Genomic DNA, 12,453 nt, shown 5'->3' with positions numbered 1-12,453 from the left:
TTGGCCTCGCTGGTCATATCTGTGATAATGCGCACTGATTTTTTAGATATGACTGAGAAGCCCATGCAGTACCCGATTAATGAGATGTTTGAAACCCTGCAAGGGGAAGGTTTTTTTACCGGCGTGCCGGCTATCTTTATTCGCCTGCAGGGCTGCCCGGTGGGGTGTAGCTGGTGCGACACTAAACATACCTGGGATAAAATTGCCGAGCGGGAAGTCGATGTGCAACGCATTCTGGTTAAAACAGAAGAGAGTGATGCTTGGGGAAATGCCACTGCCGAACAATTACAGCAGATTATTGAGCAGCAAGGTTATACCGCACGCCACATTGTTATCACCGGCGGCGAGCCATGCATTTACGATCTGTATCCTTTGACATCATTGCTGGAGCTGAACGGCTACAGTTGCCAAATTGAAACCAGCGGTACGCATGAAGTCCTCTGCTCAGTGAATAGCTGGGTGACGGTTTCACCGAAGGTGAATATGCGTGGTGGTTACGACATTCTGCCGCAGGCCTTGAAGCGTGCTGATGAAGTGAAGCATCCGGTAGCCCGCCAGCGTGACATCGACGCACTGGAGGCCTTACTGGCGACGTTGACGGACGACAAGTCACGCATTATTGCTCTTCAGCCGATCAGTCAAAAAGAAGACGCCACCAAATTGTGCATTGCGACCTGCATTGCAAAAAATTGGCGGCTATCAATGCAGACCCATAAGTACCTAAACATTGCCTGATCTCCTTTATCCTTCACGCTAACTCTGCGTTGGCTGCGCTTGTTCACCCCAGTCACTTACTTATGTAAGCTCCAGGGATTTACTCGCTTGCCGCCTTGATTTAGCGCGAATGATTTTGGAGATCTCGGTTCTAGTTACCTTTATATACGCAGCCCGCTGTGCAGGTTTCTTTCACGCGCACGGCGGAGAGCAGAGGCAACTTCGGTTTCATCTCATTCCAGATCCACTCTGCCAGAACTTCGCTGGTCGGGTTTTCTAATCCCGGAATATCATTCAGATTGTAGTGATCCAGGCGTTCGAGGGTTGGGTTGAACGCGGCTTTCAGATCGGCGAAATCCATCACCCATCCTGTATGCGGGTCCACTTCACCGGTAATTTCTATACGCACAGTGAAAGAGTGGCCGTGCAGGCGACCGCATTTATGGCCAGCCGGGACGTTCGGTAAATGGTGTGCGGCTTCGAACTGAAAATCTTTAAATAATATGGTGGTCATGATGTGGTCTCATTGCTCAAAAAACGCGGCATAGTAGCGGAAATCAGTCTTTCATGCCACGAATACCCTTCATGCTTCACGTCGCCTGGAGGCGCCTACTGTTGGTGCAGGGTGTTAGTGGTGACGTGCAGGATGAAGGGTACTGTACATGATTTCAGGCTGTACAAGGCGTTACCAATCGTTGCTTTACTCACCCCGTTTTACTGGCTTAAAGTGAAGTCAGTAAGCCTAACCTGTTGAGAGTTTGAATGATTACTGTGCTGCGTTGCGCGCTATTATCGCTGCTGTTCTCTGCAGGCGTTAGGGCTGAAACCCCTCCACCGCCTGTTGCAGCAGACTTACACCCAGCGGTTGTCGCTAAAGTTGAGGTGAAAGCTGCGGTTGCAGCGCCCGTCGCTAAGGCGATTGCTCTGGCCTTTCCGCCGGGATCTGGCAGCATGCACATCCCGCTGGGGCAGGGCACAAAGTCTCTGGAAGTTTTCACCTATCAGCCGTCTGGCGCTGATGCGTCCACGCCGATTGTGATGGTGATGACCGGCGTTGACCGTAATGCGGCCACTTACCGTAATGACTGGATTAGCGTAGCGGATCAATATCATTTACGGGTGGTCGTTCCGCATTTTAGCGAACAGGAGTTTCCGGGAGCTGCCGGTTACAATCTTGGCAATCTTGTGGATGGCAAAACGCATCGTAAACTTCCGCCTTCCCAATGGGCGTTCACTATCGTTGATACTCTATTCAGCCAGTTGCAGAAACAGGGTATCACCAACCAGCCGCAATATTATTTGTTCGGTAACAGCGCGGGCTGCCAGTTTGTCCACCGCATGTTAACGTTGCTGCCTCAACCTCAGGTAAAAGCTGCCGTCTGTGCCGCCGCTGGCTGGTGGACGTTGCCAGACACCGATCAGCACTGGCCTTATGGGTTGCGGCAGTCGCCGGTGGCCGTTAGCCAACAACAGTTGGCCAGTTACTTTGCTAAACCGATGCTGATTGCCGTTGGCAGCGAAGATGATGATCCCGAAAACCATTCGTTGCGCCGTTCAAAACAGGCGATGGCGCAGGGCAGTAACCGCCTCGAACGGGCTGAAAGTTACTTCACCACTTCTCAGCAACGCGCCGAGCAAAATAATACGCCGTTTAACTGGCATTTTATCGACTTGCCAGACACCGGACACAGCGGCAGTAAAATGTCAGTCTTTGCTGCCGGGCAATTTTCCTGGTTTGAACAGCATGGCGAATTCCATCTCTAAAGGTGCCTGCGAAGCACTCATGTAAACCTCGCTCCTGCGGGGTTTTCTTTCTACCACTTTTAGCGGTTATTCCTATCGCAAAAACCACTTAGTCATTTTGGTTATTATTTATTTCCATCACTTCTTTAATTGTTACTATCTGGCTGGTTAACCTACACACTCTCCAGGCCTTTTATGTCGGCCGGAATGGCTTATGCATAAGGGAATTCGTACCGTAATGACGACTCAGGCTCCTCTAACTTCTTTGCTCCCGTTATCGCCGGAGCAACTGGCCCGCCTTCAATCGGCGATTGGTGAATACTCACCCACCCAACTGGCCTGGCTTTCTGGTTATTTCTGGGGGATGGTTAATCAGCAACCTGGCGCTGTTGCAGCCTCAACTCCGGTGCAGGTTGCCGCTTCGGTCACGCTGATTTCCGCTTCGCAGACCGGTAATGCCCGCCGGCTGGCTGAACAGCTGCGTGATGATCTGGTTGCAGCAAAACTGAACGTTAATCTGGTTAATGCGGGTGATTACAAATTCAAGCAAATCGGCCAAGAGAAACTGCTGCTGATTGTCGCCTCTACGCAGGGCGAGGGTGAGCAGGCGGAAGAAGCCGTTGCGTTGCATAAGTTCCTGCAATCCAAAAAAGCCCCGCAGATGAAAGACACCGCGTTTGCGGTGTTTGCGTTGGGCGATACCTCCTACGAATTCTTCTGTCAGGCTGGTAAAGATTTCGATACCCGCCTCGGCGAACTGGGCGCGGAACGTTTGTTAGATCGCGTTGATGCCGATGTCGAATATAAAGAAGTGGCAGAAGAGTGGCGTAAACGTATCGTAGATGTGCTCAAACAGCGCGTGCCTGCTGATACGAATGCCGGGCAGCCTGCCGCGACGCTTGCCGGTGCTGTCAACCAAATCGACAGCAGCCCCTACACGAAAGATCAGCCACTGACCGCACTGTTGTCTGTAAACCAGAAAATAACCGGCCGTAATTCAGACAAAGATGTGCGCCATATCGAAATTGATCTGGGAGATTCCGGCCTGCGTTACCAGCCTGGCGATGCACTGGGTATCTGGTTTGCAAATGATCCGGCGCTGGTAGAGGAGTTGGTCGAATTACTGTGGCTGAAAGGCGATGAGCCGGTTGATGTGAATGGCACCCAATATGCGCTTCGCGAAGCTTTGCAGCATCATATTGAACTGACCCAAAACACCACGCCGATTATCGAGAAATATGCCACTTTATGTCGCGACGAAAAACTCATGGCGATGCTGGCAGATAAACAGGTGTTGCAGCAGTTCGCGCAAAATACGCCGTTTGTCGACATGGTGCGTCAGGCACCGACTGAGCTGGATGCACAGCAATTGATTGACCTGCTGCGCCCGCTGACGCCGCGGTTATATTCTATTGCGTCTTCACAGGCAGAAACCGAGTCCGAAGTGCATATCACCGTGGGTGCCGTACGTTACGAAATTGAGGGGCGTGCCCGCTCTGGCGGCGCTTCTGGCTATCTGGCAGACCGTCTGGTAGAGGATGACGAGGTGCGGGTGTTTATCGAGCACAACGATAATTTCCGCCTGCCATCCAATCCGCAAGTGCCGGTGATTATGATTGGCCCTGGTACCGGCATCGCGCCATTCCGCGCCTTTATGCAACAGCGTGAAAACGAGGCGGCGCCTGGCAAAAACTGGCTGTTCTTCGGTAATCCGCACTTTACCGATGATTTCCTCTATCAGGTCGAATGGCAGCGTTATGTTAAAGATGGACTGCTGACCAACATCGATCTGGCGTGGTCACGCGATCAGGCTGAGAAAGTTTACGTACAGGACAAACTCCGTGAGAAGGGCGCTGAAGTCTGGCAGTGGTTGCAGGAAGGCGCACACGTATATGTCTGCGGCGATGCCAACCGTATGGCGAAGGACGTAGAGCAGGCGCTGTTGGAAATTATCGGCCAATACGGTGTGATGGATCTGGAAACGGCTGACGAATACCTCAGTGAGCTACGTCAGGATCGCCGCTATCAGCGCGACGTTTACTAATACCCTGCATCCTTCAAGTTGCAGGGGTGTTGGCTTCCTTTATTCACCCGAATCACTGACTGTAGTTATGAACCTAAAAGTCAGCTCATCGGGATTCCTTCAGTTGCCGCCTGCCCGCACCAAAAGTAGGCGCCTCTAGGCGACTAGAATGATTTTGGGTATAAAGTTATGAGCGAGAAATTATGAGCAAAAAGTTGTGGAGTGAACTGAATCCTGGTCCTGGCCCTTTGGTGGTTGATGCGCCGTTGGCTGACGCTGAACGTCTGAAAAAGGAAAGCAATTTCCTGCGCGGGACCATCACCGAAGACCTGAAAGACGGGCTGACCGGCGGCTTTAACGGTGACAACTTCCTGTTAATTCGTTTTCACGGCATGTATCAGCAGGATGACCGGGATATCCGAGCTGAACGCGCTGAACAGAAGCTCGAACCGCGTCATGCCATGATGCTACGTTGCCGCTTGCCGGGCGGCGTGATGACGCCTTCACAGTGGCTGGGCATCGACAAATTTGCCGAAGAGAGCACGCTGTATGGCAGCATTCGTATCACCAACCGTCAGACTTTCCAGTTCCACGGCATCCTGAAGCCTAATGTCAAACCGGTACATCAGTTGCTGAATAAGCTGGGACTGGACGCACTGGCGACTGCCAACGACGTTAACCGCAACGTACTTTGTACGTCGAATCCAGTCGAGTCCGAACTGCATCAGGAAGCTTATGCATGGGCTAAGAAGCTTTCGGAGCATTTGTTACCGCGCACCCGTGCTTACGCTGAAGTGTGGTTGGATCAGGAGAAGGTCGAAACCACTGACGTTGAGCCCATCCTCGGCGCGACTTACTTGCCGCGTAAATTCAAAACCACGGTGGTGATCCCACCGCAAAATGACGTCGATCTGCATGCCAACGATCTCAACTTCGTAGCGATTGCGGACAACGGCAAGTTGGTGGGTTTCAACGTACTGGTAGGCGGCGGATTGTCTATCGCTCACGGCGACAAAGCGACTTATGCGCGCACTGCCAGTGAACTGGGTTTTATCCCGCTGGAAAATACGCTGGCGGTTGCTGAAGCGGTAGTCACCACTCAGCGCGACTGGGGGAACCGAACCAACCGTAAAAATGCCAAAACCAAATACACGCTGGAACGCGTCGGCGTGGAAGTCTTCAAGGCCGAAGTGGAAAAGCGCGCAGGCATCGAGTTTGCTGATGTGCGCCCTTATGAATTTACCGGTCGCGGCGATCGCATTGGCTGGGTAAAGGGTATCGACAACCAGTGGCATCTGACGCTGTTTATCGAAAATGGTCGTATTTTGGACTATCCGGGCAAACCGCTGAAAACCGGTTTAGCAGAAATCGCCAAGATCCATAGAGGCGATTTCAGGCTTACTGCTAATCAGAACCTGATCGTCGCCGGTGTTGCCGAACAGGATAAAGACGCGATTGAAACGCTGGCCCGTGACCACGGGCTGATCGACGATAGCGTTAGCGATCAGCGCAAGAACTCGATGGCTTGCGTCTCGTATCCAACCTGTCCATTGGCGATGGCTGAGGCAGAACGGTTCCTGCCGGAGTTTGTCACCAAGGTCGAAGGCATTATGCATAACCATGGCGTCGGTAAAGAGCACATTGTTTTGCGCGTTACTGGCTGTCCGAACGGCTGTGGCCGTGCGCTGCTGGCCGAGATAGGCCTGGTGGGTAAAGCGATGAACCGTTACAACCTGCATCTGGGCGGTAACCGCGCGGGTACGCGGATCCCGCGCATGTATCGCGAGAACATTTCTGATACTGAAATTCTGACCGTCATCGAAGAGCTGGTGGGGCGCTGGGCCAAAGAACGTGAAACAGACGAAGGTTTCGGTGACTACGTGATCCGTGCTGGGATCATTCGTCCGGTACTCGATCCGGCCCGGGATTTTTACGATTAATAACGGTACGACTGAATCTGAAAGACGGAGAGTGTATGAGTTTGCTTACTCTTGCTGAACTGAATGAATTACCCAAGTCTGGGCAGGCGCTGGCGCTGGCTGAAACCAATGGTCAGTTGGAAAAGCTCTCTGCACAGGATCGCGTCAACTGGGCGCTGGAAAATTTGCCGGGAGAGTTCGCTCTCTCTTCAAGCTTTGGTATTCAGGCTGCGGTATGTCTGCATCTGGTCAACCGTCAGAAAGCTGATATTCCGGTGATCTTAACTGACACCGGTTATCTGTTTCCTGAAACCTATCAGTTTATCGACCAGCTTACTGAACAACTCGATCTCAACCTTCAGGTGTTCCGCGCAGCCCATTCGCCAGCCTGGCAGGAAGCGCGCTATGGCAAACTGTGGGAGCAGGGCGTAGAAGGGATCGAGCGCTATAACGACATCAATAAAGTCGAACCGATGAACCGTGCACTGGAAACACTCGGTGCGAAAACCTGGTTCGCGGGACTGCGCCGTGAACAGTCAGGTAGTCGGGCCCATCTGCCGGTGCTGGCAGTGCAGCGCGGGGTGTTTAAAATCTTGCCGATCATTGACTGGGATAACCGGCAGATCTTCCAATATCTGAAAGAGAACGGCCTGAGCTATCACCCGCTATGGGAGCAGGGCTATTTATCCGTGGGCGATACTCACACCACTAAAAAGTGGGAAGAGGGTATGAGCGAAGAGGAGACGAGATTTTTCGGGCTTAAGCGCGAGTGCGGCTTACACGAATAAATCCCCGTCATACTTCCAGCTGCAGATGCGTTGGCTGCGTGCACTTACCCCGGTCACATAGTTATCTATGCTCCCGGGGATGCGTTTACTTGCCGCCTTCCTGCCGCTCGAATTATTTAGGGGACTGTGCAATATCAGGACTAGCCAGTCAGACCGGTTTAACTGGCTTCGCCAGCTCTTTAATCAACGGCAATAAAATCTTAACGCTCTCTTTGGCGCGTTTATCGATGCGGCCGGGCAGTACGCGATCCAGATATTGCAGGTTATCCAGTTGTCCCTGATGACGGGATGTCCCCGCCGGGAAATGCGCGCTGATGGCACGCTGCTGTGTGCCGTCTTTCTTGCCTAATGCATAATCGGTTGCGTTGACTATTAGCAGGGGAATATGTGCATCATCCAGCGCCTGCATACCGCTACAGCAATCTTTGCCAGCGTAGCTCTCAGCGGCAATGCCATAACGGTGTGCTAGTTTAACTGCCCGGTCACGGGTCAGTTTGGTCACGGCTGCTGAGGTGTTTTTACCACTTTTGAAATAGAGCTTATCGCCAACAATCAGTGAATCGAGGTCCACGGCCAGCAGGGTATTTTTTCTCTCTTCCAGCGACATCCGCTGAACATAATTCTCAGCACCTTGCGCACCGGTTTCCTCCGCACTGAGTGCCACAAAGCGCAAACTGTAGTGTGTCTTCACTTTGCTGAGCTGTTCGGCCAACTCCAGCATGACACCCACGCCTGAGGCATTATCGTCTACACCCTGCAATGTCAGACCACCGAGATTGTGGTCTGAATCTGCGTCGCTTTGCGGCAGATAAGTGTCGAAGTGCGCCATAACAAGAATCTGCTGCGGTACCTCACCGGCCCTGGCCGCTATCACCGACGTGGCGTGTACGTTATGCCAGCTCTGTTTGCCATCTTTGCTGCTATAGAGATAGCGGGTGTCAAAACCGCGTAAATCACTCTGGTAACCCAGTTTGGCGAAGTACTGATTCAGATACTCTGCGGCGATAAGTTCGCCCGGACTGCCTGCCATTCGCCCCGGGAAATAGGTCGCAATATGGCGGATTTGCGCCGCGGCGATAACGCCAGGAGCTGGCTCAACCGCAGGCTTAATCGCATGAGCAAAACCCACGCAGCTGATACTGATAGCCAGCAGTGCGAGCTTCATGCGTAAAGTGGAAAACATAGCCGAAAAATCCTTATCAGAAGATCTGGGAGGCCGGAGGATATCATCCGTCATCCTGTAAATATGCAGCAGGCTGCTTTGGTGGTCTCTAGTGCACAATAGTATGCGACTGCGGAGCCGAATAGACAATTTATCGTCATCTCAAATGGCTCTTTTTGTTCCTGAAAAACGTAATCTTCTGAAGAATTTTGCGGCCTATATTCCATTCTGGAACTATTCATTCCATTTCGTCATTTCAGATCAATTATTACCACCACGTATAGTCATGTGAATTCTCTTCGCTATTAAATAAGGCCGTTGTGGACTATCTACCTATTTTCGCCGACCTCAGACAGCGCCCTGTGCTGGTCGTAGGAGGCGGTGAAGTTGCAGCACGCAAGATTGATCTTCTCCTGCGTGCCGGCGCTACAGTGCGCATCGTCTCACAATCACTTTCTCCGGAACTCGAACAGCGTCGTCAGGCATCGCAGGTGATCTGGCTGGCAGAACGTTTTGTGCCACAACAGCTTGATGACGTTTTCCTGGTGATTGCTGCAACGGATGACGCGCTGCTTAATGCCGAAGTCTTCGAGCAGGCCAACCAGCGTCAGTTATTGGCTAACGTGGTGGATGACCAGCCAAAGTGCTCGTTTATTTTTCCGTCAATTGTCGACCGTTCACCGATTGTAGTGGCCATCTCGTCGAGCGGTACCGCACCGGTGCTGGCACGCATGCTGCGTGAAAAATTTGAAACTTTACTGCCAGCCAGCCTTGGCAAAATGGCTGAAATTGCGGGAGGCTGGCGCGAAAGAGTGAAACAGCGGTTTAGCTCAATGAGAGCCCGGCGCCGTTTCTGGGAGCAGGCATTCGACGGCAGCTTTGCCTCACTGGTGAATGCGGGACAGATTCCACAGGCTGAGCAGGTGTTGCAGCAACAGTTAGATAACCCTGAATCCATCGCGCAAAACGGAGAAGTGACGCTGGTTGGTGCAGGACCGGGTGATGCAGGATTGCTCACTTTGCGCGGTTTGCAGGTTATGCAGCAGGCTGATGTGGTGTTGTATGACTATCTGGTCAGCGAAGAGGTTTTAGATCTGGTGCGCCGTGATGCAGATAAAATTTGCGTTGGTAAACGAGCCAGCAGCCATTCAGCGGCGCAGGATGATATTAATCGTCTGCTGGTTAAACTGGCGCAGCAGGGCAAAAAGGTGGTGCGTCTCAAAGGTGGCGATCCGTTTATTTTTGGTCGTGGTGGCGAAGAGTTACAGGCGCTGAAAGCGGCGGGCATTCCTTTCCAGGTTGTCCCCGGCGTCACCGCAGCGGCGGGGGCTACGGCTTACGCGGGTATTCCGCTGACGCACCGTGATCACGCGCAGAGCGTGGTATTCGTGACCGGCCATTGCCGCCCTGAAGACAATGGCGTGCAGTGGGAAACGCTCGCGAAGGGCAAGCAGACATTAGCCATTTACATGGGCACGCTTAAGGCTGCGGAGATCAGCCAGCAGCTGATCGCTTATGGTCGTGCGGCTTCCACTCCGGTGGCTGTCATCGGGCGAGGTACTCGTGCAGACCAACAGGTACTGACGGGGACTCTGGCTAATCTTGAACACTTAGCTCAACAGGCGCCGACACCGGCGCTACTGGTGATCGGTGAGGTGGTAGCACTTCACTCTCAACTTGCCTGGTTTGGGCATCATCCACAGGCTGGCGGCGTTCAGCGCCCGACAGTCGTGAATTTGGCTTAAGGATCTGTTATGGACGAAAAACGACTCACACATTTGCGGCAACTGGAGGCGGAGAGTATCCATATCATCCGTGAAGTCGCGGCTGAATTTGCCAACCCGGTGATGATGTACTCTATCGGGAAAGACTCGTCGGTAATGTTACATCTCGCGCGTAAAGCTTTCTTTCCCGGCAAGCTGCCTTTCCCTTTACTGCATGTGGACACCGGCTGGAAGTTCCGCGAGATGTACGCGTTTAGAGATCGTACTGCCAAGAATTACGGTTTTGAATTGCTGGTGCATAAGAACCCGGAAGGTGTCGCAATGGGCATCAATCCATTTGTGCATGGCAGCGCCAAACATACCGACATCATGAAAACTGAAGGCCTAAAGCAGGCGCTGAATAAATACGGTTTCGATGCTGCCTTTGGTGGTGCGCGTCGTGACGAAGAGAAGTCGCGTGCGAAAGAGCGTATTTACTCGTTTCGCGACCGTTTTCACCGCTGGGATCCGAAGAATCAGCGCCCGGAGTTGTGGCATAACTACAACGGTCAGATTAACAAAGGCGAAAGCATCCGTGTCTTCCCGCTATCTAACTGGACTGAACTGGATATTTGGCAGTATATCTATCTGGAAAATATAGAGATTGTTCCACTCTATTTGGCTGCACCACGTCCGGTACTAGAGCGTGACGGAATGTTGCTGATGGTGGATGACGATCGCATTGACCTGCAAGCGGGTGAAGTGATTGAACAAAAAATGGTGCGTTTCCGTACCCTTGGCTGCTGGCCACTCACCGGCGCGGTTGAGTCTGAAGCGCAGACGCTTCCTGAGATCATCGAAGAGATGCTGGTGTCGACCACCAGTGAGCGGCAGGGTCGGGCAATTGACCGTGACCAGGCCGGTTCGATGGAACTGAAAAAACGTCAGGGCTATTTCTGAGGAGCGACCAAAATGAACAATGCTATTGCACAACAAATTGAAGAACAGGGCGGCGTAGAAGCCTACCTGCACTCACAGCAACATAAAAGCCTGCTGCGTTTCCTGACCTGCGGCAGCGTCGATGACGGAAAAAGTACCCTGATTGGTCGCTTGCTGCACGACACCCGTCAGATTTATGAAGATCAGCTTTCATCTTTGCATAACGACAGCAAGCGTCATGGAACACAGGGCGAAAAACTTGATCTGGCACTGCTGGTGGATGGTTTGCAAGCCGAGCGTGAACAGGGCATCACCATTGACGTGGCGTACCGCTATTTCTCCACCGAGAAGCGTAAATTCATTATTGCTGACACGCCGGGACATGAGCAGTACACCCGCAATATGGCCACCGGAGCCTCAACGTGCGATCTGGCGATTTTGCTGATTGATGCACGTAAAGGCGTGCTGGATCAAACGCGTCGCCACAGCTTTATCGCCACTCTGTTAGGGATCCGCCATCTGGTGGTGGCCGTCAATAAAATGGATCTGGTTGACTACAGCGAAACCATTTTCGAACAGTTCAAGGCAGATTATCTCGACTTTGCCCAGCAACTGCCGACCGATCTGGATATCAAGTTTGTACCGCTGTCCGCCCTCGAAGGTGACAACGTGGCAAGCCCGAGTGATAAAATGGGCTGGTATACCGGTCCTACACTGCTCGATGTGCTGGAAACCGTGAATGTCATTAATATCCGCGAACAACAACCGATGCGTTTCCCGGTGCAATACGTTAACCGGCCTAACCTCGATTTCCGTGGTTATGCCGGTACGCTGGCATCCGGCTCCATTCGTGTCGGTCAGAAAATTAAAGTATTGCCTTCTGGTGTTGAATCAACCATTGCGCGCATTGTGACGTTTGACGGTGATCTGCAGCAAGCCTGGGCTGGCGAAGCCATTACGTTGGTGCTGGCGGATGAACGCGATATCAGTCGGGGAGATTTGCTGGTTGATGCTGGTGAAACCGTTAAAGCCGTGCAAAATGCCAAAGTAGATATCGTGTGGATGGCTGAGCAATCTCTGAGTGTCGGGCAGAGCTACGACATCAAGGTCGGCGGTAAAAAAGCCCGCGCTCGCGTTGAAAATATCGAATATCAGGTGGAGATTAATTCGTTGGCCCAGCAAACCGTTGATAGCTTGCCGCTCAATGGCATCGGTTTGGTCGAACTGACCTTCGATGAGCCTCTGGCATTGGATAACTACCAAAACAATGCGGTAACCGGCGGAATGATCTTTATCGATCGGCTGACCAATGTCACCGTGGGTGCTGGCCTGGTGCGTGAAGCGCTCGAGCAGGTATATCAGGAATCAGACAAGTTCAGTGCTTTTGAACTGGAACTGAATGATCTTATTCGTCGCCACTTCCCGCATTGGGGCGCCCGCGACCTGTTAGGTGGAAAATAGG

At 52.5% G+C, this 12,453-nt stretch carries 10 protein-coding genes; 8 read left to right on the top strand and 2 right to left on the bottom strand.

What is annotated here, in order from left to right; genetic code table 11:
* The first annotated feature begins 63 nt into the window (after positions 1-63).
* Positions 64-735 (top strand): 7-carboxy-7-deazaguanine synthase QueE, encoded by a 672-nt coding sequence (queE, locus tag ACMV8I_RS19490; protein WP_498866867.1) that lies wholly within the window; start codon positions 64-66, stop codon positions 733-735.
* A gap of 130 nt (positions 736-865) precedes the next feature.
* On the opposite strand, the gene queD is transcribed toward queE, so the two are convergent.
* On the bottom strand, positions 866-1,228 hold the full coding sequence (queD, locus tag ACMV8I_RS19485) for a 6-carboxytetrahydropterin synthase QueD (RefSeq protein ID WP_498866845.1): 363 nt from the start codon (positions 1,226-1,228) through the stop codon (positions 866-868).
* 248 nt (positions 1,229-1,476) lie between these two features.
* Between queD and ACMV8I_RS19480 the strand changes: the two genes are divergently transcribed.
* The 4 genes from ACMV8I_RS19480 (at position 1,477) to ACMV8I_RS19465 (ending at position 7,187) form a co-directional block, all read left to right on the top strand.
* Entirely contained in the window at positions 1,477-2,478 is a 1,002-nt protein-coding gene (locus ACMV8I_RS19480; RefSeq protein ID WP_498866844.1) for a hypothetical protein, read from the top strand.
* Between the two features lie 217 nt (positions 2,479-2,695).
* On the top strand, positions 2,696-4,501 hold the full coding sequence (cysJ, locus tag ACMV8I_RS19475) for an NADPH-dependent assimilatory sulfite reductase flavoprotein subunit (RefSeq protein ID WP_498866866.1): 1,806 nt from the start codon (positions 2,696-2,698) through the stop codon (positions 4,499-4,501).
* A gap of 182 nt (positions 4,502-4,683) precedes the next feature.
* Positions 4,684-6,420 (top strand): assimilatory sulfite reductase (NADPH) hemoprotein subunit, encoded by a 1,737-nt coding sequence (gene cysI, locus ACMV8I_RS19470; RefSeq protein ID WP_498866843.1) that lies wholly within the window; start codon positions 4,684-4,686, stop codon positions 6,418-6,420.
* Between the two features lie 35 nt (positions 6,421-6,455).
* Entirely contained in the window at positions 6,456-7,187 is a 732-nt protein-coding gene (locus tag ACMV8I_RS19465) for a phosphoadenylyl-sulfate reductase (protein WP_498866842.1), read from the top strand.
* 148 nt (positions 7,188-7,335) lie between these two features.
* Here ACMV8I_RS19465 and ACMV8I_RS19460 read toward each other — a convergent pair whose 3' ends face one another.
* Positions 7,336-8,370 (bottom strand): aminopeptidase, encoded by a 1,035-nt coding sequence (locus ACMV8I_RS19460; RefSeq protein WP_498866841.1) that lies wholly within the window; start codon positions 8,368-8,370, stop codon positions 7,336-7,338.
* Positions 8,371-8,669: 299 nt separating this feature from the next.
* On the opposite strand from ACMV8I_RS19460, the gene cysG reads away from it, so the two are divergent.
* From cysG to cysN, 3 genes are read left to right on the top strand one after another with little or no spacing between them, the layout of a single operon-like run.
* Positions 8,670-10,094, top strand: a complete 1,425-nt coding sequence (cysG, locus tag ACMV8I_RS19455; protein WP_498866840.1) for a siroheme synthase CysG — start codon at positions 8,670-8,672, stop codon at positions 10,092-10,094.
* A gap of 9 nt (positions 10,095-10,103) precedes the next feature.
* Positions 10,104-11,012, top strand: a complete 909-nt coding sequence (gene cysD / locus ACMV8I_RS19450) for a sulfate adenylyltransferase subunit CysD (protein ID WP_498866839.1) — start codon at positions 10,104-10,106, stop codon at positions 11,010-11,012.
* A gap of 12 nt (positions 11,013-11,024) precedes the next feature.
* Complete coding sequence (gene cysN / locus ACMV8I_RS19445; RefSeq protein ID WP_498866838.1) at positions 11,025-12,452, top strand: sulfate adenylyltransferase subunit CysN; 1,428 nt, start codon at positions 11,025-11,027, stop codon at positions 12,450-12,452.
* The last annotated feature ends 1 nt before the right edge of the window (position 12,453 follow it).

Origin of the sequence: Ewingella sp. S1.OA.A_B6, assembly GCF_049889095.1 — a bacterium.
Taxonomy (GTDB): Bacteria; Pseudomonadota; Gammaproteobacteria; order Enterobacterales; family Enterobacteriaceae; genus Ewingella.
The sequence above is the reverse complement of the archived record's forward strand: the minus strand, read 5'-3'. Positions and strand labels throughout refer to the sequence as shown.

Excerpts from the sequence above, each read along its gene's own strand:
- queD (WP_498866845.1), bottom strand. The coding sequence starts at position 1,228 with ATGACCACCATATTATTTAAAGATTTTCAGTTCGAAGCCGCACACCAT.
- cysN (WP_498866838.1), top strand. The coding sequence starts at position 11,025 with ATGAACAATGCTATTGCACAACAAATTGAAGAACAGGGCGGCGTAGAA.
- ACMV8I_RS19465 (WP_498866842.1), top strand. The coding sequence starts at position 6,456 with ATGAGTTTGCTTACTCTTGCTGAACTGAATGAATTACCCAAGTCTGGG.
- queE (WP_498866867.1), top strand. The coding sequence starts at position 64 with ATGCAGTACCCGATTAATGAGATGTTTGAAACCCTGCAAGGGGAAGGT.
- cysD (WP_498866839.1), top strand. The coding sequence starts at position 10,104 with ATGGACGAAAAACGACTCACACATTTGCGGCAACTGGAGGCGGAGAGT.
- cysI (WP_498866843.1), top strand. The coding sequence starts at position 4,684 with ATGAGCAAAAAGTTGTGGAGTGAACTGAATCCTGGTCCTGGCCCTTTG.
- cysJ (WP_498866866.1), top strand. The coding sequence starts at position 2,696 with ATGACGACTCAGGCTCCTCTAACTTCTTTGCTCCCGTTATCGCCGGAG.
- ACMV8I_RS19460 (WP_498866841.1), bottom strand. The coding sequence starts at position 8,370 with ATGTTTTCCACTTTACGCATGAAGCTCGCACTGCTGGCTATCAGTATC.
- ACMV8I_RS19480 (WP_498866844.1), top strand. The coding sequence starts at position 1,477 with ATGATTACTGTGCTGCGTTGCGCGCTATTATCGCTGCTGTTCTCTGCA.